This is a genomic window from Blautia sp. JLR.GB0024, assembly GCF_037000545.1.
GTDB classification, from domain to species: domain Bacteria; phylum Bacillota; class Clostridia; order Lachnospirales; family Lachnospiraceae; genus Blautia; species Blautia celeris.
The window spans coordinates 57,974-80,285 of the sequence record NZ_JBANBF010000013.1 but is presented as its reverse complement, the minus strand read 5'-3'; the positions used below and the strand labels follow the sequence as shown (position 1 = coordinate 80,285).

18 protein-coding genes are annotated in these 22,312 nt (G+C 45.6%); all 18 read left to right on the top strand.

The features are described 5' to 3' along the window. Window positions 1–90 precede the first annotated feature (90 nt). The 18 genes from V8Q34_RS21885 (at window position 91) to V8Q34_RS21805 (ending at window position 22,186) form a co-directional block, all read left to right on the top strand. Window positions 91–774 carry an ABC transporter ATP-binding protein gene (locus tag V8Q34_RS21885; protein ID WP_033143336.1) on the top strand — a complete coding sequence of 228 codons (684 nt, stop codon included), beginning with the start codon at window positions 91–93 and terminating at the stop codon, window positions 772–774. Then, window positions 767–3,349 carry an FtsX-like permease family protein gene (locus V8Q34_RS21880; protein ID WP_033143337.1) on the top strand — a complete coding sequence of 861 codons (2,583 nt, stop codon included), beginning with the start codon at window positions 767–769 and terminating at the stop codon, window positions 3,347–3,349. Before V8Q34_RS21885 ends, V8Q34_RS21880 begins: the two co-directional genes overlap by 8 nt. A gap of 108 nt (window positions 3,350–3,457) precedes the next feature. Further along, the gene (locus tag V8Q34_RS21875; RefSeq protein WP_052099685.1) at window positions 3,458–3,919 is read left to right on the top strand and encodes an NfeD family protein; all 462 of its coding nucleotides are present in this window, start codon (window positions 3,458–3,460) and stop codon (window positions 3,917–3,919) included. A 1-nt stretch (window position 3,920) separates the two neighbouring features. Further along, the gene (locus tag V8Q34_RS21870; protein ID WP_033143338.1) at window positions 3,921–4,856 is read left to right on the top strand and encodes an SPFH domain-containing protein; all 936 of its coding nucleotides are present in this window, start codon (window positions 3,921–3,923) and stop codon (window positions 4,854–4,856) included. 161 nt (window positions 4,857–5,017) lie between these two features. Next, the gene (locus V8Q34_RS21865) at window positions 5,018–6,190 is read left to right on the top strand and encodes a patatin-like phospholipase family protein (RefSeq protein ID WP_033143339.1); all 1,173 of its coding nucleotides are present in this window, start codon (window positions 5,018–5,020) and stop codon (window positions 6,188–6,190) included. 48 nt (window positions 6,191–6,238) lie between these two features. After that, on the top strand, window positions 6,239–7,228 hold the full coding sequence (argF, locus tag V8Q34_RS21860) for an ornithine carbamoyltransferase (protein ID WP_148391818.1): 990 nt from the start codon (window positions 6,239–6,241) through the stop codon (window positions 7,226–7,228). 6 nt (window positions 7,229–7,234) lie between these two features. Further along, window positions 7,235–8,008, top strand: a complete 774-nt coding sequence (locus V8Q34_RS21855; protein WP_033143341.1) for a biotin--[acetyl-CoA-carboxylase] ligase — start codon at window positions 7,235–7,237, stop codon at window positions 8,006–8,008. Window positions 8,009–8,186: 178 nt separating this feature from the next. Further along, window positions 8,187–8,543, top strand: a complete 357-nt coding sequence (locus V8Q34_RS21850) for a DUF6145 family protein (protein ID WP_335836314.1) — start codon at window positions 8,187–8,189, stop codon at window positions 8,541–8,543. Between the two features lie 3 nt (window positions 8,544–8,546). Next, window positions 8,547–9,326 carry a type III pantothenate kinase gene (locus V8Q34_RS21845; RefSeq protein WP_335836313.1) on the top strand — a complete coding sequence of 260 codons (780 nt, stop codon included), beginning with the start codon at window positions 8,547–8,549 and terminating at the stop codon, window positions 9,324–9,326. A gap of 1 nt (window position 9,327) precedes the next feature. After that, complete coding sequence (dusB, locus tag V8Q34_RS21840) at window positions 9,328–10,284, top strand: tRNA dihydrouridine synthase DusB (protein ID WP_335836312.1); 957 nt, start codon at window positions 9,328–9,330, stop codon at window positions 10,282–10,284. A gap of 491 nt (window positions 10,285–10,775) precedes the next feature. Further along, window positions 10,776–11,258 carry a transcription elongation factor GreA gene (gene greA, locus V8Q34_RS21835; protein WP_033140860.1) on the top strand — a complete coding sequence of 161 codons (483 nt, stop codon included), beginning with the start codon at window positions 10,776–10,778 and terminating at the stop codon, window positions 11,256–11,258. A 19-nt stretch (window positions 11,259–11,277) separates the two neighbouring features. Continuing rightward, window positions 11,278–13,218, top strand: a complete 1,941-nt coding sequence (gene lysS / locus V8Q34_RS21830) for a lysine--tRNA ligase (RefSeq protein WP_256138829.1) — start codon at window positions 11,278–11,280, stop codon at window positions 13,216–13,218. Between the two features lie 578 nt (window positions 13,219–13,796). Further along, a complete protein-coding gene (locus V8Q34_RS27585; protein ID WP_442893854.1) occupies window positions 13,797–13,952 on the top strand; it encodes an FAD-dependent oxidoreductase in 156 nt (51 codons plus the stop codon). Between the two features lie 830 nt (window positions 13,953–14,782). Next, window positions 14,783–15,961: a Cas10/Cmr2 second palm domain-containing protein gene (locus tag V8Q34_RS21825; RefSeq protein WP_156120812.1), complete on the top strand. Its 1,179-nt coding sequence runs from the start codon at window positions 14,783–14,785 to the stop codon at window positions 15,959–15,961. Next, window positions 15,930–18,122, top strand: a complete 2,193-nt coding sequence (locus V8Q34_RS21820) for an RAMP superfamily CRISPR-associated protein (protein WP_033140033.1) — start codon at window positions 15,930–15,932, stop codon at window positions 18,120–18,122. Before V8Q34_RS21825 ends, V8Q34_RS21820 begins: the two co-directional genes overlap by 32 nt. Before the next feature lie 3 nt (window positions 18,123–18,125). After that, window positions 18,126–19,430 carry an RAMP superfamily CRISPR-associated protein gene (locus V8Q34_RS21815; RefSeq protein ID WP_227210350.1) on the top strand — a complete coding sequence of 435 codons (1,305 nt, stop codon included), beginning with the start codon at window positions 18,126–18,128 and terminating at the stop codon, window positions 19,428–19,430. Then, the gene (gene csx19, locus V8Q34_RS21810; protein WP_033140031.1) at window positions 19,427–19,963 is read left to right on the top strand and encodes a type III-D CRISPR-associated protein Csx19; all 537 of its coding nucleotides are present in this window, start codon (window positions 19,427–19,429) and stop codon (window positions 19,961–19,963) included. The genes V8Q34_RS21815 and csx19 overlap by 4 nt, the downstream gene beginning before the upstream one ends. 615 nt (window positions 19,964–20,578) lie before the next feature. Beyond that, the gene (locus V8Q34_RS21805) at window positions 20,579–22,186 is read left to right on the top strand and encodes a hypothetical protein (protein ID WP_335836311.1); all 1,608 of its coding nucleotides are present in this window, start codon (window positions 20,579–20,581) and stop codon (window positions 22,184–22,186) included. Window positions 22,187–22,312 lie beyond the last annotated feature (126 nt).

The window sequence follows — 22,312 nt, the reverse complement described above, 5'->3', positions numbered from 1 at the left end:
AAGAATAAAATGATAGGATAAGGACAGTAAAAAAAATTACTTGCCTGTCCCTGCAGATACACATGATACGGGCAGCAGAAAGGTGAAGATATGGAAGTATTGAAGACAGAAGCACTCAGAAAATATTACGGTACAGGGGATAACCTTGTAAAGGCCCTGGACGGCGTGGATATGGCTGTGGAGCGGGGCGAATTCCTGGCGGTGGTGGGGACCAGCGGGAGCGGGAAATCCACGCTGCTGCACATGCTGGGCGGTCTGGACCGTCCCTCCTCCGGTAAGGTCTATGTGGATGACAAGGATATCTCCCGGCTCAAGGAAGATTCCCTGTGCATCTTCCGCAGACGCAAGATCGGTTTTATTTTCCAGAGCTATAACCTGGTACCTGTCCTGAACGTGTATGAGAATATTGTTCTGCCCATCGAACTTGACGGAAATGACGTGGATAAAAGTTATGTAAATCAAATAGTGGAGGTGCTTGGTCTGGGGAGCAAGCTGAACAGTCTGCCCAGCCAGCTCTCCGGCGGACAGCAGCAGAGAGTTGCCATTGCCAGGGCGCTTGCCACAAAGCCTGCCATTATTCTGGCTGACGAGCCTACCGGAAACCTGGATTCCCATACCAGCCAGGATGTACTGGGACTGCTTAAAGTGACGGGTGAGAAATTCGGACAGACCATAGTTATGATCACTCACAATGAAGAGATTGCTCAGATGGCTGACCGCATCATCCGCATAGAGGACGGAAGAATCGTAAAGGGCGGTGAGGCAGATGCGTAAAGTCAAGAACCGGAAAGCCATCCGCCGCGTGGCTGACAGGACCAGAAAGGCAGCCAAGAGCAGAAACCTCATTGCTGTTCTTGCCATAGCCCTGACTGCCCTGCTTTTTACCTCGGTCTTTACCATCGGCGGAAGTATTGTGGAGAAGCAGCAGGAGGCCACCATGCGCCAGGTGGGAGGAAGCGCCCACGGCGGATTCAAATACCTGACACAGGAAGAGTACGATATAGTCAAAAAGGATAAGAAGCTAAAAGAAGTGTCCTATCGGATCGTGGTAGGCGAAGCTGTGAACGAGTCGCTGAAAAAACTGAGAACAGAAATAGGATATTACGAGGATTTGGAAGCAAAGTTCAGCTTCTGCTATCCTGAGGAAGGGCGCATGCCGGAGGCTGCGGATGAGATTGTCACCAGTGACCTGGTTTTAAAAGCCATGGGCATACCCTGCGAAGTCGGGCAAAAAGTCCCTCTCAAGTTTACAGTCAGTGACAGGGAATACGAGCGGACTTTTACACTTACCGGCTATTTCAAGGGAGATACCATATCCATGTCCCAGATCATGCTGGTGTCCAGAGAACTGGCGGATGAGCTGGCGCCCACACCCACGGTTTCCGCCATGGGAAGCAATATAGACGCATCCGGTTATACGGGAAGGATCATGGCGGATTTTAATTTTCGTAATAGTTTTGATCTGACCGGGAAGATGGAGGCGCTGGCAGAGAGGTGCGGATTCCCCAAGGATACAGTAAGCGATGGAATCAACTGGGCCTACATGGGAATGGATATCAATATAGAAGATATGCTTCCTGTGGCTGCCCTTCTGCTGGTGATCCTGATATCCGGCTACCTGATCATCTACAACATTTTCTATATCAATGTGTTTCATGATATCCGTCGGTACGGTCTTTTGAAGACCATCGGCACAACGGGCAGACAGCTCAGGAAGATTGTGCGCAGACAGGCCTATATGCTCTGTCTGTACGGCATTCCTCTGGGTCTTTTGCTGGGCGGTGTGACAGGAAAATGGATACTTCCCATTGTGATGCAAAATCTGGTGTTTTCCAGTACAGCGGATACGAAGGTGACTTTAAAACTGTGGATCTTTGCTGCCTCCGCTGTTTTTTCCCTTCTGACGGTCTATATAAGCTGCATTAAACCGTGCCGTATCGCATCCTCCGTCTCACCTGTGGAGGCTGTACGGTATACGGAAGGACAGAACAGCAAAGCGGCCGGGAAAAAGGGCAGGAAGACAAAGAAGGTAAAGCCCTGGACCATGGCGGCAGCCAATATGCAGAGAAATAAAAAGAAAGTTGTCATTGTGACCACCTCCCTTTCCCTGGGACTGGTGCTGCTGAACAGTGTCTACGGGCTTGTAAGCGGATTTGATATGGATAAATTCATTGCCTCCGCCACGGTCAGCGATTATTCCGTATATGAAGCCGGTCTTGATAACCCTACGATCATTGATAAACCGGTGGAGGGTGTGACAAGAGAATTTCTGGATGTGCTGTCAGAGCAGAGCGGGGTGGAGGAAATCTCCAATGTTTACATGAATTATATAAATCAACCCAATTTTACGGAGGAAGAGCGGTCTGCGTTTAATAAGAAAATACTGCAGAATCCAAAGGCACAGCCATATCTGGGAAAATATTTTGCAGAGGAAGCCTACCAGGAATCCATTGCAAACGGCACCTTTGACATTATAGACGGCAAAGTATTCGGAATCGGACGCCTCATCTATGAGAAGATGGAACTCTCGGAGGGGGAACTGGACTGGGAGAAGTTTAAAACGGGAAAATACGTGATAACCTCAAAGTTCGGACATCTGGGCCCGGATGAGAACCGGATCAATTATTACGAAGTCGGAGACAAAGTGACGGTCCGCCTGGATGACGGCAGCAGCAGAGAGTATGAGGTGATGGCTGTAGGGGATCTGCCCTATGCCTGCGGACTTCAGTCCTATGGTGTATTTGAATATAATTTCGTACTTCCTGACCGGGAATACCTGGATTTTATGGGAGACAGGCTGCCTATGAGAACACTTTTCAATGTGGAAAAGGACAAAGAGGCTGACATGGAAAAATGGCTTTCCAACTACTGCGAAAATGTAAATGCAGACCTGGATTATACGTCAAAAGCCACAGTAGCCGCAGAGTTTGAGGAAGATAAAGATATGTACGTCATAGTTGGCGGGCTTCTGTCACTGATCCTGGCGGCCATTGGTATTTTAAACTTTATCAATACCATGGTGACGTCAGTCCTGTCCAGAAAGCAGGAGTTTGCCATGATGGAGGCAGTGGGGATGACCGGGACACAGCTCCGCCGGATGCTGGGATGTGAAGGCCTTCTGTACGCGCTTTTTACAGGCGCAGCGTCCGTCATATTAGGCGGGATACTGAATGCCACAGCGATCCGCGGCTTAGGAAACGCTCTTTTCTTCTATAGCTGGAGATTTACGGTCACACCCATACTGCTCTGTCTCCCGGTTCTCGTACTGGTTGTGCTTGCAGTTCCCGCGCTGTGTTATAGGAGTATGTGCAGGACAAGCGTGACGGAAAGAATGAGAAAAGCGGAATAAAAATATTGTTATTTTCAGTCTTTTACGATATAATATCAACAAATGGATATATTATTCGTAAAGGACTGATTTTTTTTACCTGAAATCATCCGGAAAGGAGAGATGGGTATGTTGACATTCTTTACAGCTTTTACAGCAGGTTCCATAGCAGTGATGTGGCTGATCCTTTTGGGGGTGCTTCTGGTGGTTGAGATCATCACCCTGGGGCTTACAACCATCTGGTTTGCGGGAGGAGCACTGGCCGCGTTTCTTGCAGCACTGGCAGGCGGACCTTTATGGCTGCAGATCATACTGTTTTTTGCGGTCTCTATACTCCTGCTTATTTTTACCAGGCCGATAGCAATAAAGTACATGAACAAAAATGTATCAAAGACAAATGTAGACAGTCTTCCCGGCGAAAAGGCCGTGGTTATAAAAACCATAGATAATCTGAGAGGTACCGGGCAGGCTGTGGTAAATGGACTGGAATGGTCCGCTAAATCCAAGGACGAAACAATTATCGATGAAGGAAAAGTCGTGAGAATTGTGGCGGTCGAGGGAGTAAAGCTAATTGTAGAGGAGGAAAAATAATATGAATGTAGGAACAGTATTACTGATTATTGCGGTTATACTTCTGCTTATCGTGATAGCGTCCTGTATCAGGATCGTGCCCCAGGCACACGCCATGATCATTGAACGCCTGGGAATGTATAAGGAGACATGGGGAACAGGACTTCACTTTAAAATTCCGTTTGTTGACAGGATCGCAAAACGTGTGAATCTGAAAGAGCAGGTTGTGGACTTTGCACCGCAGCCGGTCATCACAAAAGATAATGTTACCATGAGGATTGATACGGTTGTATTCTTCCAGATCACAGACCCGCGTCTGTTTGCCTATGGTGTGGAGAATCCCATCATGGCAATTGAGAATCTGACAGCCACTACACTGCGTAACATCATTGGTGATATGGAACTGGACGCTACCCTGACCTCCAGGGAGATCATTAATACCAAGATGCGTGCGTCTCTGGACGTGGCAACGGACCCGTGGGGAATCAAAGTAAACCGCGTGGAACTGAAAAATATCATTCCGCCGGCAGCCATTCAGGAGGCCATGGAGAAACAGATGAAGGCAGAGCGTGAACGCCGTGAATCCATTCTGAGAGCAGAAGGTGAGAAAAAATCCACTATTCTGGTAGCAGAAGGTAAGAAAGAATCTGCAATCCTGGATGCGGAGGCTGAGAAACAGGCAGCTATTCTCCGTGCAGAGGCTGAGAAGGAAAAGAAGATCAAGGAAGCTGAAGGCCAGGCGCTGGCAATTCTGAAGGTACAGCAGGCAAAAGCAGATGGTATCCGTTTTATTAAAGACGCAGGTGCAGATCAGAGCGTACTGACGATCAAGAGCCTGGAGGCATTTGAAGCGGCAGCGGACGGCAAGGCGACAAAAATCATAATTCCGTCTGATATCCAGGGAATCGCAGGTCTTGCGGCATCTCTGAAAGAGATCGTCACAGATAAAGAAAACTAACTTCCGGCGGGCATTTACTGTCGGGCATGATAAAGACAGAGGGGCAGTTGCAGATATGTGACAGCCCCTCTGCGGCATTTTATTAGCAGGGTGATTGTGTGCAGGGCAGGGTGAAAAATCCAGGATGCAGACTGCATCATAGGTAAGAGGAGGCATCAGTCATGAAACCGGTAATTGACCTTACAAAGGAATATGGTCTTGTTCTGGAGGGCGGCGGCGCAAAGGGTGCATACCAGATCGGCGCATGGAAAGCCATGCGGGAAGCGGGCGTGAAGATCAAAGGCATTGCAGGCACCAGCGTGGGGGCACTGAACGGCGCCCTGATCTGCATGGATGATCTGACCAATGCGGAGAAGGTCTGGGAAAATATTTCCTACTCCAGCATTATGTCTGTGGAAGATGAGAAAATGGAGCTTTTGTTCCATCAGAAGAAGCTGGATGTGGATATGCTGAAGAGCGCCTTTGATTTTATGAAAGAGGGCGGTATTGATGTGACGCCGCTGAAGGAGCTGATCGCGGAATGTATTGATGAGGAGAAGATCATCCATTCCCCTGTGGATCTGTATGTCCTGACCTTCAATGTGGATGATAAGAAAGAGCTGGATATTGATGTGAAGCAGTGTGACCCGGAGCTTATTAAGGATTTTTTGCTGGCAAGCGCCTATATTTTTCCGCTGTTTAAGAATGAACGTCTTCACGGCAAACGCTACATTGACGGCGGAGCCATCAACAATGTACCCTTAAGTTCCCTGGTGGACCGTGGATACGAAAATATTATTATGGTAAGGATTTTCGGAATCGGACGGGAGAAGAAGGTAAAGATTCCCGAAGAAACCACAATTTATACAGTGGCTCCCAAAGTGAGCCTGGGAAGCATCATAGATTTTGACAGAAGAAAAAGCAGGCGGCATATGAAACTCGGGTATTATGACACCATGCGCTTAATATACGGGCTGAAGGGAAAAATATATTATATTGATGAATCAGAAGAAGAGTGTTATTATTTAAAGCAGTTGACAGACTTAGATGATTTGGTCTTTGAATATCTGATGGATACGTACCAGCTTTCCAGAGACCCCAGGCTGTTTCTGCGTAATATGACAGAGGTGATCCTGCCGGTTCTGGCGGAGGAGATGAAGCTCTCCAAGGACTGGAATTACCGGGAATTGTATCTGGCTTTACTGGAGGCAACCGCAAAGCTGTGCAGGGTATCAAAATACAGGATCTATACGCTGGAGCAGCTTCAGGAAGCAGTGTATGGGAAGCTGTACCGGCTGCATGGTATGGATATTCCTGCATTTGTACAGGTGATTTCCAGGGATGTTCTGATTTGACTAAAGAGATACGCGGCTGGGCCGTGGTAAATGAGGAGGATAAGTAAGATGGATTTAAAAGGACGCAGTTTTCTGACACTGAAGGATTTTACGGCTGAGGAAATTGAATATCTGATTGATTTGGCGGCTGAGCTAAAGGAAAAGAAAAAACAGGGAGTTCCCGTTGACACATTAAAGGGCAGAAATGTAGCTCTTATCTTTGAAAAGACCAGCACCAGGACTCGCTGTTCCTTTGAGGTGGCAGCCCACGACCTGGGAATGGGAACCACCTATCTGGACCCAAAAGGCTCCCAGATCGGCAAGAAAGAGAGTATCCGTGACACTGCCAGGGTTCTGGGAAGAATCTATGACGGAATTGAATACCGCGGATTCGGACAGGAGATCGTGGAAGAGCTGGCAAAATACGCAGGTGTGCCTGTGTGGAACGGCCTGACAAACGAATACCACCCCACACAGATGCTGGCTGACCTTCTGACTATCCGGGAACACCTGGGCAGAGTGAAGGGCGTAAAACTGGTATACATGGGTGATGCGCGCTACAACATGGGAAATTCCCTGATGATCCTCTGTGCCAAGATGGGAATGCATTTTGTTGCCTGCGCACCGAAGAAATACTTCCCAAATGATGCGCTTGTAAAAGAGTGTGAGGCATTTGCCGAGAAATCCGGCGGTACCATCACACTTACGGAAGATGTGGAAGCAGGGACAAAGGATGCGGATGTGATCTATACCGATGTATGGGTGTCCATGGGTGAACCGGATGAAGTCTGGGAAGAGCGTATCCGTGAGCTGACCCCGTACAAGGTGACCGCCGAGGTTATGGAGAACGCGGGAAGTGAGGCAATATTCCTGCACTGCCTGCCTGCATTCCATGATCTGGAGACCACCATCGGAAAAGAGATGGGACAGCGCTTCGGTCTGACAGATATGGAAGTGACAGATGAAGTATTCGAATCTGCACAGTCTGTCGTTTTCGATGAGGCGGAGAATCGTATGCATACGATCAAAGCTGTAATGGCAGCGACTTTGGGGGCATAAGGACAGATGGAATTAAAGACCGTATGGCTGGGAAAACCGTGGAATTTTGCTGAGGAGACAGATTCCACCAATGACTGGGCAAAAAGAGAAGCCGGGAAGGGTGCGCCTCACGGCGCGGTCTTCCTGGCGAGAAACCAGACAAAAGGAAAAGGAAGAAGGGGCAGAAGCTGGGCAGATCCCAAGGGGAGCGGTCTTGCCATGTCCCTGCTTCTGCGTCCGGATATGCCCCCCGAGCGTGCTCCCATGATGACAGTGCTCATGGGGCTTTCCGCGGCACAGGCAGTGGCGGATGTGACAGGCAGGACAGCGCAGATCAAATGGCCCAATGACCTTGTCATGTCAGGAAAAAAACTCTGCGGAATCCTCACGGAAATGTCCATGGAGGGAGGGAAAATATCCCATGTGGTCATCGGAGTGGGCATTAACCTCACAGAGGAGAAGTTCCCTGAGGAGATAAAGGACAAGGCCACATCCCTGAAGCTGGAGTGCGGCCGGGCACCGGAGACGGATGTGATGGCAGCAGCGGTTCTGGAGCGTTTTGAGGCGAATTATGAGCGCTTTTTAGAAGCAGGGAATCTGCGGCCTTTTCAGAAGGAATATGACAGGCTTCTTGCCAGCAGAGGACGGGAAGTAAAGGTTATGGAAAAAGAACGGGAGCTTGTGGGAACCTGTCTGGGTATTGATGAGGCAGGGGAGCTTCTTGTGCAGACCCCGGGAGGTGCCTGTGAGACCATTTTTGCAGGTGAAGTATCTGTGCGGGGGCTGTATGGATATGTATAGTTGTGGTAACTGTTCAGTCAGGTCTGCGCATTTACTGCGCTGACCGTGCAAAAGAGTAGTGGTGGCAGGTATTCGCCCCATCGCGAAGCGATTTTTAATGGGCGAATACCCGTAACGATTCAGCTGGCTGAATAGTTACTAGTTATGATGTATAAGACGGATGGTATAAGGAGAGTTTATGTATAAGGATAAGATAGTGCTGTGCGGCGCCAGTGCCTATGAGCATAAATACTACTTTAATGAGGATTTTTCCGCACTTCCCCAGTCTGTGCAGGATGAGCTGCATATTATGTGCGTGCTTTACACAGAGGAGATCGGTGGAGTGCTGACACTGGAATTTGACGAGGACGGCAGTCTGGAGTTCACGACAGAAGCTCTGGAATCAGATGCCATGTACGATGATATAGGAAGTGTGCTGCGGATCAAGCAGATCAGAGCAGACAAACAGGAACTGCTGGAATCGCTGGAACTCTACTACAGGGTATTTTTCCTGGGAGAAGATGTGGAGGAAACCCTGAATGAAGGGGAGGAATAGAATATGCTTTTAGTGATCGATGTGGGCAATACCAATATTACCCTGGGCGTGTTTGACGGGGAGGAGTTAAAAGGAACCTTCCGCATGACGACCAGACAGAACCGCACTTCGGATGAGTACGGTATTCTCATGTGCAATATGCTGGAATACCGTGGAATTTCCAAAGACGCGGTAAAAGATGCCATTATCAGCTCCGTTGTGCCGGATGTTATGCATTCTTTGGCAAGCGGCGTCATAAAATATTTTAACACCTATCCGCTGCATGTGGGACCCGGATGTAAGACAGGCATCCGTGTAACATCTGTGAACCCCAAGGAGATTGGGGCGGACAGGATCGTGGACGCTGTGGCTGCCTATGAACTGTACGGCGGACCTATTCTTGTCCTTGATTTTGGGACAGCCACCACGTATGACCTGATCACAGAGGACGGATGCTTTGTGGCAGGCATCACCTCCCCCGGCATTGAGATCAGCGCAAAAGCACTGTGGCAGGATGCTGCCAAGCTTCCGAAAATCGCCATAGAGAAGCCGGCGTCCATCCTGGCTAAGGAGACCATCACCAGTATGCAGGCAGGGCTTGTGTACGGATATATCGGGCAGGTGGAATACATTATCAGGAAAGTAAAGGAAGAATCAGGGATAGAGAACCTGAAAGTAGTGGCAACCGGAGGATTGGGCAAGATCATTGCAGATGAGACGGATATGATCGACGTGTACGATACACAGCTTACGCTGACCGGTCTCAGGATCATTTTTGAAAAAACGAAGAAGAGCAGAGGTTAATATGAAACTCACAATCGGAAATGTAATTCTTGAGAACAATCTGATACTCGCACCCATGGCAGGAGTCACGGACCTGCCATTTCGTTTGCTCTGCAAAGAGCAGGGCGCAGGACTTCTCTGCACGGAGATGGTCAGCGCAAAGGCCATTTATTTTAAGAATAAGAATACAAAGAGCCTGATGCAGATCCTTCCCCGCGAGCGGCCTGTCTCCCTGCAGCTTTTCGGTTCAGAACCGGAGCTGATGGGATTTATCGCTCAGCAGATAGAAGAACAGCCCTTTGACATCCTGGACATCAACATGGGCTGCCCGGTTCCGAAAGTAGTCAATAACGGGGAAGGTTCCGCCCTTATGAAAAATCCGAAACTGGTGGGAGAGATTGTGAAAAAAGTCGCATCCTCTATTCAGAAACCACTGACGGTCAAGATCAGAAAGGGATTTACCGAGGACTGCGTCAATGCGGTGGAAATCGCTAAGATCATAGAGGATGCAGGTGCGGCAGCAGTTGCAGTGCACGGCAGGACCAGAGAACAGTATTATTCCGGCAGGGCGGACTGGGATATCATCCGCAGGGTAAAGGAAGCAGTCTCCATTCCGGTTATCGGCAACGGGGATGTGGATTCACCGGAGAGTGCAAAGCGCCTGTTGGAGGAGACAGGGTGTGACGGCATTATGATCGGCCGTGCGGCCAGAGGAAATCCATGGATATTCAGCAGGATACGGTCTTATCTGGAGAACGGCACCATGCCGGATGAGCCCTCCTCTTCGGATGTCAGGGAGATGATTTTGAAACATGCACGTCTGCAGCTTGAGTATAAAGGGGAGTATACCGGTATGCGGGAGATGAGAAAGCATGTTGCGTGGTATACAGCGGGAATGCCTCACTCGGCATCTGTCAGACGGAAGGTGAATGAAATAGAGACGTATGAGCAGCTTGAGAGGCTTGTGGAGATGTTTTGATGTTTTGTTTGTGGCTTAAGCGGACGTCATGCGGGCATGGGTATCTCTCATGCAGACACCCGCAACGCTCAGTCAAGCTAACCGTTAACTGCAACTAAGAGCACTCGGGAGAGCCCTCGTGTCTAAGTTTCCGTAAACGGTGGATCTTGCCTTCGCTAAGGACGCGGGAATGCCTGCATGAGAGATACCCATGCCCGCATGACTGTGTGTTTAGGGCGAAAGCTTCTGGAGATTCAAAGTGATAGTGTGATAGTGGGTTGTAGTGCAGGCTATGTGAAGTGTTATGGATTATTTGTCAAGAATGTGAAAATGTAAGAATATGAGATTGTTCTTGACATTCTGGTGGGTTTTTCTTATAATATTATGACTGTTAGGTTAATGAAACCTGAAAAAGATGGATTATACTGGGAGAAGAATATGGGATTCTGTCCGGCTTTGTGCCCTGCAGACCCTCTTCTTACTTTATAATATAGAAGAAAGGGTGTATAAAAATGGAAGAGAAGAAAAATATTCTTACGTATGCGGGACTGAAAAAATTAGAGGATGAGCTTCATGATTTGAAGGTATACAAAAGAAAAGAAGTAGCCGGTAAGATCAAAGAGGCCAGAGAGCAGGGTGACCTGTCTGAGAATGCAGAGTACGATGCGGCTAAAGACGAGCAGCGCGATATCGAAGCAAGAATCGAAGAAATTGAAAAAATCCTGAAAAATGCTGAGGTCGTAGTGGAAGATGAAGTGGATCTGGCTACCATCAGTGTTGGATGTAAGGTAAAAGTATATGATGTGGAATTTGAAGAGGAGATTGAATTCAAAATCGTAGGTTCCACAGAGGCAAACAGCCTGGAAGGCAAGATCTCCAATGAGTCTCCGGTAGGAAAAGCCTTGATCGGAGCTAAAAAAGGACAGACCGTACAGGTAGAGATGCCTTCCGGAGTTATGGAATATAAGGTTCTGGAGATTGAAAGAAACATATAGATGAAGGAGAGTGTGTAAAGTGGCAGAGCAGTCAAAGAATGTTAAGGAGCAGGACGTCAACCAGTTATTGAAGGTCCGCCGTGAAAAATTAGCTGAGTTACAGGCAAACGGAAAAGACCCGTTTCAGATCGTCAAATTCGATGTAACCCATCACAGCCAGGAAATCAAAGATGCTTTTGAAGAGCTGGAAGGAAAATCCGTAACCATAGCAGGACGCATGATGTCAAAACGTATCATGGGAAAAGCTTCCTTCTGCAATGTGCAGGATTTACAGGGCAACATTCAGTCTTATGTGGCACGTGACAGTATCGGAGTGGAATCCTATCAGGATTTCAAGAAAATGGACATTGGCGACATCGTAGGCATCACAGGCGAAGTCTTCAAAACAAAGACAGGTGAGATCTCCATTCACGCTTCTGCTGTGACACTGTTATCCAAGAGCCTCCAGGTTCTGCCTGAGAAGTTCCACGGTCTGACCAACACAGACCTGCGTTACCGTCAGAGATATGTGGACCTGATCATGAACCCGGAAGTAAAGGACACTTTCATCAAACGTTCCAAGATCATCAGCAGCATCCGTAAATACCTGGACGGCCAGGGATTTATGGAGGTGGAGACCCCTATGCTGGTGGCAAATGCAGGCGGTGCAGCCGCAAGACCTTTCGAGACACATTTCAATGCTCTTGATGAGGACTTTAAGCTGCGTATCTCCCTGGAACTGTATCTGAAGAGACTGATCGTTGGCGGCATGGAGCGCGTATACGAGATCGGACGAGTATTCCGCAACGAGGGCCTGGATACCAGACACAACCCGGAATTTACGCTGATGGAGCTGTATCAGGCTTACACAGATTACAAGGGAATGATGGACCTGACAGAGAACCTGTACCGCCATGTGGCGCAGGAGGTTCTGGGAACCACTGTGATCACTTACAATGGCGTGGAGATGGATCTGGGCAAACCGTTCGAGAGAATTACTATGGTGGATGCTGTCAAGAAATATGCCGGCGTTGACTTTAACGAGATCCATACCCTGGAAGAGGCAAGAGCCGCTGCAAAAGAGCACCATGTAGAGTTCGAGGAGAGACATCAGAAGGGTGATATCCTGAGCCTGTTCTTCGAGGAGTTCGCAGAGGAGCATCTGATCCAGCCTACCTTTGTTATGGACCACCCCATTGAGATCTCTCCGCTGACAAAGAAAAAGCCGGAGAATCCGGAGTACACAGAGCGTTTTGAGTTCTTCATGAATGGCTGGGAGATGGCAAACGCTTATTCCGAGTTAAATGACCCCATCGACCAGAGAGAGCGCTTCAAAGCACAGGAAGCACTGCTGGCCCAGGGCGATGAGGAAGCCAACACCACAGATGAAGATTTCCTGAACGCACTGGAGATCGGTATGCCTCCCACAGGCGGCATCGGATTCGGTATTGACCGTATGGTTATGCTCCTGACTGATTCTGCAGCAATCAGAGATGTATTATGCTTCCCGACCATGAAGTCTTTAGACGCTAAGAAGGGCGAAGCGAAGGCTGAAAAGGCAGTGGAAAAGGCTGCTGCGGCAGAGGAAAAAGTGGCAGAAAAGATTGATTTCTCCAATGTAAAGATCGAACCGCTGTTTGAAGAGATGGTTGATTTTGATACTTTTGCCAAGTCAGATTTTCGTGCAGTAAAGGTAAAAGAATGTGAAGCAGTGAAGAAGAGTAAGAAACTTCTGAAATTCGTTTTGGATGACGGAACAGGCGTGGACCGCGTGATTTTAAGCGGTATTCACGAGTATTACGAGCCTGAAGAACTGGTGGGAAAGACCTGTATCGCAATCACAAATCTGCCTCCGAGACCCATGATGGGCATTGATTCCTGCGGTATGTTAATCTCCGCAGTACATGAAGTGGATGGACACGAAGGACTGAATCTTCTGATGGTAGATGACAGGATTCCGGCTGGGGCGAAGCTGTACTAAAAAATGAATTAGAGATTTTATATAAAGGACATTTTTCTAAAAGAAATTTTGGAAAGATGTCCTTTTGGCGTGTGGGAATCAATAGCTAACATTGCTTATCTGCCAAAGTGCAGATACAAAGATGTCGGCCGCAAAGCATTGAAATCACTTAGGATGTCTTTATGGTGGATATCCAGCGCAGTAGAACAGTGTGCTGCACTTCTGAAAGAATCTTGCGAGTTGTGAATAATGCATAAAATAAATAAAGTCGAATTTACTATAATCACGAATTTACACTGGTAATACCGTTAAGTAAAGCAATCATCAGTACACTTGGAATTCTTGCCTTTTCGGACAGTTGGAATCAGTTAGTATGGCCGTCGGTCTTAACAAAATCTTCAGAGATGATGACTGTGTAGCTTGCGTTTAAAACATTTAAATCTGAATTTGATATGAAATGGAATCTGGTCATGGCAGCAACATTTATATCTATTATTCCTGTTGTGCTGGTATTTCTCTTCTTTCAGAAACAGATTGTTGAAGGAATTGCAACATCTGGGTTTAAAGGTTAAGGGAGGAGAAGGCAATGAATACAAATTATGATGTTATTACTGTGGGGGGGCCCTGCAGGCTGTGCTGCGGCAATTAGTGCGGCAAGAAGAGGAAGCAAGGTTTTGCTGGTTGAACAATATGGTTTTTTAGGCGGTATGGGGACAGTAGCACTGATTACCTTTCCACATTTTCTGTATCTTTGATTTGTCACATTTCGTAGTAGTAATCAGTGAGTGGTGATAAGATAATAATTTGATCATTAGAGTTTTGTTTAGGCTTTTATAGTGAAAAAGTCATTACGAAGTGTTATAATTTATAATATAATTATATGTTTTGTAATAGTTGATATATCTCGGGATAATAGGAAAAATACTGATAACTGAAATTATGAAACACAGCTCTTGTGTTGTGATGGAACAGGGAGAAGTTGGACGGACTTTTGAAGCGGTCAGAAGATTAAAAGAAAAGGCTGCTCTCGCTGTGCATGCAGTACACGTAAAGTAAAAGAAAAGGAAGGAGGATATCAGAAAGGGGTAAACTTTAAATTCATACGTTTTGGGAAATACTAACGTGTGAAGGTATAAAAAACTATATCTTAAGGAAGGTGGTACAGGTTTTTATGATTCTTGCGCAATATACAATACGTTCAAAACAAAATTATATTTTCCGAAGTAATAAGATACAGGAAATAACAGGAGGGTCAGCCATCATTCGCGATGTATTCGGTATCCTTTTTCGTAAGGCCAGAGAGTGTGGTCTGATAGTTGAAACCTTAAACGATACGAGAGTTTCGCGCGATTTTAAATTAGAGAATGTTAAAGAACGGTTCAAAAATCAGACGCTTCACTTGATAGAATTATTTACTGGAGGTGGTAATGAGACAGTTCTTTATTCTGATGAAATAAGTTTCCAGCGGGCAAATCGTGCTTATACATATCATCTGACAAAAGAATATCCGGGATTGATTCCTTTGTGTGTTGGTATTCCTGTTGACGGAGACCCCAATTGTTATAAAAGGGATTATGCTTCTCTTATGGAAGCAGTAGAAATTGAAAAAAATAAAATGCTGCCCGGTTGTCTTATGCCTATGATGCCGTTTTCCGAGATGGACCGGAGTACCCAGCAGCCGATTTCTTATAAAGATAGAGTACATAAAATCAGCCGTTCTCAAGAAGCTCAGGTCAAATATGAAGTTGGTAATAAGGAGAAAAAAGAAGATGATTTTGCAAAACTACTGGATGATATTGTGACGGAGAAAGGGGAGGAAAGTCTTCTGGCAATTGTCCATGCGGATGGAAATAATATGGGTGTGAAGATACAGCATCTTCTTGATGGACATTCCGATTATGATTTTTGTGTGTCAGCTATGAGACGGTTTACAGAAAATATAAATAATGCTTTCGTAAAAACCGGTATTGCAGGTATAAAAAATGAATTAGAAATTCTAAAAAAAGAAGACAAGGGACGACATCCTAAATGTTATCAGTATCGTGTAATCGTCTCTGATGGCGACGATGTGACTTTTGTCTGCAATGCAAGGTTCGCCCTGGCGCTTACGAAGGCATACCTGAAGGCTGTGGCGTCCTATGGTATTTCCCATAATACAGATGGGAATGAAGAGACATATAGTTCCTGTGCAGGAATCTGTGTATTCCATAGTCATTATCCTTTTTCCAGGGCTTATGAACTAGCGGAACAAGCCTGTGATCTGGCAAAGAAGCCGGTACATGAAACTTTGCTGCAGACCGATAGTAGAGGAAATCCGGTTCCGGAGGAGGAGTGTTGGCTGGATTTCCATTTTCTTCACAGTGGTGTGGCTTGTGAATTGGAGGATATTCGTGACAGACAGGATACTGCGTCGTGTATGGCACGCCCATGGCGTGTGACAGGTAATGGAAGACATACGGGAGGAAGAGACTTTGATATCCTTAAATTTGATGAGACAGTTAATCTGTGGAAGTCCTGCGGCGGCAGCAGGGCCAATATTAAAGATATAGGAAATTCTTTTGAGCAAAGTACAGCAGACGGTGAATATGAGCTTTCAAGAGTATACTATCGTTATGCGGAAATGGAAGAAAAATTAAAAGGTATTTTTGAAGATGAGAATCGTTTATATAAAACACTGTATGATGCAAGCGAAATGTACGATATCTGGTTTGGAGGAAAGGAACCCGTAAAAAATGAAAAAACTGAGAATAACATTACGCAGTGATCTGTGCGCTGGGAGCGGGGAGAGCTTTGGAAATTCTGTAGATACGGATATCTGTATTTCTGATGCTGGACTTCCTTATATTCCGGCCAGACGTTTAAAAGGCTGCCTGAGGGCAGAAGCCGTTCAACTGAAGAAGTATGGCAGTAAACTGGCAACAGATGAAAATATTCAGAGGTTATTTGGCGGAAAAAATGGATTTGAAGGTATACTTGTACTTGAGAATGCTGTTCTGGACGGGGCGGAATCTATGGAGCGCTGGTTGAAAAGCGTAAATGCAGATCCATCGGCTGAACCGATTCTTAAGGATACTGCCAGGCCCGGCAGCGTGGCGAGCCTTTTTTCTTATGTGCGAGGTCAGACGAAGATGCAAAAGGGGGTGCCTGTGGATGGTACTCTGCGTTATACCCGCGTATTGAATCATTATGACCCGCTGCATGTAGGAGAGGAACTTGTATTTTGGGCCGATTTTTCTTTAAAAAAGGGCAGTGAAGATGAATTTTCGGATGAATTAAATCTTTTGAAACAATGTTGTATGGCTTTGCGGCATATAGGACTTAGCCGTAACCGGGGTCTGGGAAACATTAAAGTTGTGTATGATGCAAAAAAAACCGGCGAAGAGACAGTGGTCGGTGAAATGTCTGAAAATGAACAAGATGCATATCAGTTTAATGAGGGTCAGTTGAAAGATAAGAGCGAGATGATTTGTATTACATATCACATTCACCTGGATGCACCTGTAACTTTGCCGGGGTGCAGTGAACTTATATCTGAGATTCCTGCCAGGAGCGTGATTGGCTGTATGAGTACGGAATATTTAAGAAATGGTTCTGCAGATGAGATATTTTCTAAACTGTTTTTAGATGGAACAGTGCAGTGGAGTTCTCTGACACCTGTTATCTCAGGAAAAATTTCGGCACCTACGCCTCTGTTTCTGGTAAATCTGAAGAATGAGAAACGATATGCTAACTGTGCAGGGGAAGAGGTAAGAGGGAAAAAACAGAAGACATTGGAGGGAACGTATGCTGTTGAGACTAAAGATGGCTACACGATTGCTAAGGCCAACAGCCACACCGTATATCATCACACAGTCCGGGTTGAGGGACAGGATGGGATGCTGTATATGCAGCAGTCTCTTGATGCAGGCATGATTTATGGAGGAACTGTTACCCTGCCAAAATATCTGGCAGAGAATGTATGGAACATTATTGTAAAAGCACCTCTTCGATTTGGACGGAGCCGGACCGCACAGTATGCGGCCTGCAGTATAGCAGGAGTTCCTAAGATATCGTCCTGCGCGATGGAAGAGATAATTGCGGAAACCGGGGAACCGATATATGTTGTGCTGCAGTCGGATTTGATACTGTCAGATTCGGGCGTGTTTGCAATGGACAATGCTTCTGTTCGTGATAAGATAGCTATGGAGCTTGGACTGAATCCTGTATGCGAAGTGCCGGCCGACAGTGTAAGATCTTTGACTGATCGCACAAAGTATCATGTTGTCAGTGGTTATCATAGCATGTGGCAGCTGCAAAAACCCCAGTTATTGTCCCTGCAGGGTGGAAGCGTATTTTGTTTTATATCCCAAGAAAGGAAGACTCTTCCGAGAACATTTCGTATTGGGGAATTTAAGCAGGAAGGATTTGGCGTATGCCATGTTCTCAAGCAAAGTGAAATCAATAAGCTGCAGTATATCAGTAAAGGCAGTGTGGATCGTCTGAATGAAATCAAAGGAACAGATAAAATACTTGTAAATGAACTCAGGAATGCGCTGCTTATGACAGCTGCCAGACATGCTGCTGAAAATCATGCGCTGCAGTATGCAAAATCACATGCAGATGAACTAGAAACAGGATTAATTGGCCGTCTGCGCCTTATGACAGATGAAGCAGAGAATTATGAGGACCTTCTTAATCATATTGAAAGTATCAAAGACAGTGATGAGAGCAGCGAAACTGAAGTATCCAGGAAATTAAGGGTGAAACAATTCGTACAGGGACTATGCGGTTTATACAGACTGGAAGCGGACAGGCTGATTGGAAATTGTGAAATATCCAATGAGATAGGAAATAATAAGGTGGTTCAAAGAAAAATTCTAGGAGAATGGAAATCACTGTTACTTTTTGCACTTCATATTGTTTATTATGAAAAAGGAGGACAGTAATTTATGCAGAAAATGTATTATAAGCTGACCTTTTCACAGACTGCTCCGTTGCGCATATCTAATGGGGACGTTGAAAATACGGACAGTGATTTGATGTTGGATTCCCGTGGACTGCCATTTATACCCGGCAGCAGTATTGCCGGAGTCTTGCGTTCCTTCGTACCGGAAAGCGAGGGAGAAGAACTCTTTGGATATATTGGGAAAGATGGTAAAGTGCAGAGAGAAAGCAGCATATTGATAAGTGATGCTGTTTTGCCAGATATATGTAAAAGAAGTGACATACGAATTTCGCATAGGGATGGTGTCGGAATCAATGACAGAGGTACAGCGCTGGATAATGCCAAATATGATTTTGAAGTTGCAGAAATAGCGATGCAATATACTTCTATTTTGGAGTGGACTGGTAATACAAAGAGTGATCAGGGTGCAAAGCAGCTAAATATTCTGACTAAAATTATAGAAAGGTTAGAATCTGACGGAGTTTCATTTGGCGCGCGCACCAGCCGTGGTTACGGTTCTATGGACGTATTTGTCCAGAAAAGGGAATTTGATTTTGGAAAGGGGGAGATAAATTCAGCAGATGTACTGGATGAATGGCTAACTTTTGACCCCTTTGCACCGGATGCCCGGTGGGATATGTACAGTGGTCAGATTTCTAAAACGGCAGAGAATTATGATGTTTCTGGTCTTATCATTGAGATGGAATTTAAGATGGCCGGAAGTTTTGCAGTACGCAGATATAAAGAATGTGTGTCGGGGAAAGAGAATTTAGCATCCTCTGTACCGATGAAGTCAGCGTACGGAGCTCCGGTGATTCCCGGAACGAGCTGGGCAGGCGTGTTTCGGCATCATATGCTGGAACTGGCACGGCATATTTCCTGTCCGCAGGATATTCGGGATGATATTAACTTATTGTTCGGTGTTGTCAGGGAAAATAATGCAAAACAGAAATCAAATCTGTATTTCAGTGAAACTACGGTGGAAGGCGGGCAATCTTATACTATTACGAGAAATGCATTGGATCGCTTTACAGGCGCACCAGTTTCTCAGGCTCTGTACACCTCAGAATGGTGGCAGGGAGGAAAAGGAAAACTGGTAATCCGCTGTAGGGAAAGGCTGACATCTTTGTTAGGCCAGTTGTTAGCGGTTTCTATCATAGACCTGAACCTTGGACTCCTTACAGCGGGTGGTTCTGGCAGTACTGGACATGGCTGTGTTGAAATTCTTTCACTGAAAGTGAATCATCAGGACAAAACACAGGCTTTGAGCAGAATGGATACTACATTTCTGGAGGTGGAATCGAAATGAATAAGATATGGATAAAAGAATATGGAAATACTCCGGAAAGTGAAATACAAGGTGTCATCAATAGGTATATGCCTGCAGATTCTCTTGGTATTGCTTATTATACAGACCGGTTCCGTTCAGCCGACAAGAAGCATTTGGCAGCCCTGTGCGAGGATATTCCGCACTTGTTGGAACTTCGCTTATTTAATGATATGGGTGAGCTGCTTATACGCCGCAGCCATATTGGCGGAGCATTCGTCTGGAGACTGGCAGATGATAATACATTGGAAAAAGCTGCTGCGCTGGAAACAGATCAGTTCTTGAAAAAGCCCGCGAGTTATTATGTGGAGTATAAACAATATCTGGATATTGACTCTTCTTTTCAATCGGATATTGATAATTATGGATGCCACACACTTCGGACTACCGGTGGCGGATACTACGCCCTGCCTGTAGCCGAAAAACAGAATATGGTGTGTATTAAAGCATATCTGCAGTATGATAAGAATGGTTTGGCGCATATAGCTGATTATCGGCTTGCAGGTTTTTGTTGAGCGAAGGAGGGATAAATAATGGCAAAACTAAAGAATAACCAGACAGATAATATTGATTTTCTGAACCCTTATACCTTCGTTCCGTTCCAGAAAGTACCACCTAAACCTGAAGCATGGGAACAGAAATATTCTTCACCTGAAGACCTGCTGACGGGATGGCTGGATATTGAACTTATACCGAAAACACCAATTATCATACCGGACACAGCACATCGTGAAGAAATAAAGGTGAAAAATAAGAAAGGCGCCGACACAGTACATAATAAATATCCATTTCTTCGGCTGCCGGATACAGATGGTGTACCTGGGATTCCGGGAGGCAGTCTGCGGGGAATGCTCCGCAGTGTATACGAAACATTAACCGGAAGCTGTGTATCTTCATTAATGGATGAAAGACCTATCAGTCAGCGAAATCCATTGTATGCTGGATTCGACAAACGGGGTCTCCTTCACTATGATTTGGCTACAGATACATGGACCCTTCACCGTGCGGTTGTTTACCGGCAAAAATGTGGGAAACGGCAAGTTGAATGCGGAAAATATAAAGGATTTTGTACAGGAGAAAAGGTGTATTTTACATATGACCAGCACAGACTGTTAAATATCGGCAGGACAGTGCAGGATGTTTCAGGAAAAAATGACATTTCATTTTCTTACGATGTGGGATGGCTGCAGTTTAATATACCTATTCAGCAGGACTACAGTGTAACTGTATTACAGCCGGGGTCTGTCGTTCATACCTGGAAAGGAGAAGAATATTCGCCAGATAGAAAATTATTATCTGCACTTAGCCGGGATGGTGTTGTGGATAATTCATCCGAATCGCCTAAGCCCATGAAAGATTTAAAGAATAAACTTATGGAGGCAAAAAACGGAGGGGATAATTATGTTCCTGTTTATTATCTGACTTTCGAGAACAAAAGGGGAACAGAAGTCTATTTGTCCGGAAGCTCTATCGGACGTGTTGGACGTAATAGGAAGTGGAAAGAGATAATGGGCAGTTATGCACCCTGCGAAAAAATAGATTTTCTTTGTCCGGCCTGCCTTCTTTTTGGTACGAAGGCTGACGGTGGTGTAAGAGGGAGGCTTCGTTTTACCGATGCAGTACCGATGAATCCTGAAAAGATAAAGTCAGAATTACATACGCTGCAGATATTAAGCACTCCGCGTCCTTCGTCCTTTGAATTTTATCTCAATAAGCCGGCAGCAGATGCTGCATACTGGAACTTTGATTATTATAGTGTGACGGTGTATGAGGACGGGAAAGGGCATCCGGAATTTTATCCGGTGGAGACTATGATGCCTCGTGGGAGAAAATATTATTGGCATCACAGAGAAGCTGCTGAGGATGCTGTTATCAGATCCAATCAAAATGCTACGATGGAAGCTGTATCGGGAGAAAATTTTAAATTTAGAATGTATTTTGACGGAATCCAGCCGCAGCAGTTAAGTGATATGATATGGACCATCACTTTTGGTGAAAACAGTGCAGATAGTACAAGACTACACAAGATCGGACATGCAAAACCTCTTGGTTATGGTAGTGTGAAACTTCTTATAACGAATGGTGCAATCAGGAAGGTTAAGAAGACAAAGACAGGCTTGTCAGCAGAATTAGTACCGCTTAATATTGATGTGAATAAGGCAGGGGGCACTAATTGCGGAATCACTATGGGAGAATCGGGAATCTCATTGAATGCAGAGCTCAAAGCTGATGAGTCACGGAAAAAAATAATGAATAACATTTTAAAAATATGTGATGCTGATGTCAGTGAGAATCTGAACATACGTTATCCGGTCAAAGTTACAAAAAAGGGAGAGGAGGAAATCTTTGAATGGTTTTCTAAAAACCGAAATGTAAATAAACATCATATTTCACCGGATACCCTGCCGAATCCAACAGACAAAAAACTTACATTGAGAGGGACGGTCTTATCATCTGATTCAGCGCAGGGGAAAAAGAATGCGGACAGCACTGATGGCGAGGGAAAGTATGCTGATAAAGCGAATCAGGGAAATAAAATGGGTGAATCTCGGAAAGTAAAAGCTGTAGTACTGAGGATTAATGCAAAAGGGAATTGCAGACTTAAACTTCAGGGCAAGGAGTCAGAAGGGCAGTTCAATACAAGAGGAAAATCATATTCATCTGGTTCAGAGATAGATGTCTATATTACAGGATACAGCGATAAGTATGATGTGTATTGGGTAAAACCGTTAGAATAATTAAATATTATTCAGCAAATGTATTTCCGGTGAATTGTAGGTGCGGTATATTGCTTTGCTGGGATATAAAATGCATTTTTTCCGATATTGTAGGTTTAGAGTGTGTTTGAAGATTGTGGGAATAAA

What these genes read in the sequence shown, in the direction of transcription:
- V8Q34_RS21825 (WP_156120812.1), top strand. Translation starts at nt 14,783, where the DNA reads ATGGAAGCAGTAGAAATTGAAAAAAATAAAATGCTGCCCGGTTGTCTT.
- argF (WP_148391818.1), top strand. Translation starts at nt 6,239, where the DNA reads ATGGATTTAAAAGGACGCAGTTTTCTGACACTGAAGGATTTTACGGCT.
- V8Q34_RS21850 (WP_335836314.1), top strand. Translation starts at nt 8,187, where the DNA reads ATGTATAAGGATAAGATAGTGCTGTGCGGCGCCAGTGCCTATGAGCAT.
- dusB (WP_335836312.1), top strand. Translation starts at nt 9,328, where the DNA reads ATGAAACTCACAATCGGAAATGTAATTCTTGAGAACAATCTGATACTC.
- V8Q34_RS21845 (WP_335836313.1), top strand. Translation starts at nt 8,547, where the DNA reads ATGCTTTTAGTGATCGATGTGGGCAATACCAATATTACCCTGGGCGTG.
- V8Q34_RS21865 (WP_033143339.1), top strand. Translation starts at nt 5,018, where the DNA reads ATGAAACCGGTAATTGACCTTACAAAGGAATATGGTCTTGTTCTGGAG.
- V8Q34_RS21885 (WP_033143336.1), top strand. Translation starts at nt 91, where the DNA reads ATGGAAGTATTGAAGACAGAAGCACTCAGAAAATATTACGGTACAGGG.
- V8Q34_RS21875 (WP_052099685.1), top strand. Translation starts at nt 3,458, where the DNA reads ATGTTGACATTCTTTACAGCTTTTACAGCAGGTTCCATAGCAGTGATG.
- V8Q34_RS21870 (WP_033143338.1), top strand. Translation starts at nt 3,921, where the DNA reads ATGAATGTAGGAACAGTATTACTGATTATTGCGGTTATACTTCTGCTT.
- greA (WP_033140860.1), top strand. Translation starts at nt 10,776, where the DNA reads ATGGAAGAGAAGAAAAATATTCTTACGTATGCGGGACTGAAAAAATTA.
- V8Q34_RS21820 (WP_033140033.1), top strand. Translation starts at nt 15,930, where the DNA reads ATGAAAAAACTGAGAATAACATTACGCAGTGATCTGTGCGCTGGGAGC.
- V8Q34_RS21855 (WP_033143341.1), top strand. Translation starts at nt 7,235, where the DNA reads ATGGAATTAAAGACCGTATGGCTGGGAAAACCGTGGAATTTTGCTGAG.
- V8Q34_RS21815 (WP_227210350.1), top strand. Translation starts at nt 18,126, where the DNA reads ATGCAGAAAATGTATTATAAGCTGACCTTTTCACAGACTGCTCCGTTG.
- csx19 (WP_033140031.1), top strand. Translation starts at nt 19,427, where the DNA reads ATGAATAAGATATGGATAAAAGAATATGGAAATACTCCGGAAAGTGAA.
- V8Q34_RS21880 (WP_033143337.1), top strand. Translation starts at nt 767, where the DNA reads ATGCGTAAAGTCAAGAACCGGAAAGCCATCCGCCGCGTGGCTGACAGG.
- V8Q34_RS27585 (WP_442893854.1), top strand. Translation starts at nt 13,797, where the DNA reads ATGATGTTATTACTGTGGGGGGGCCCTGCAGGCTGTGCTGCGGCAATT.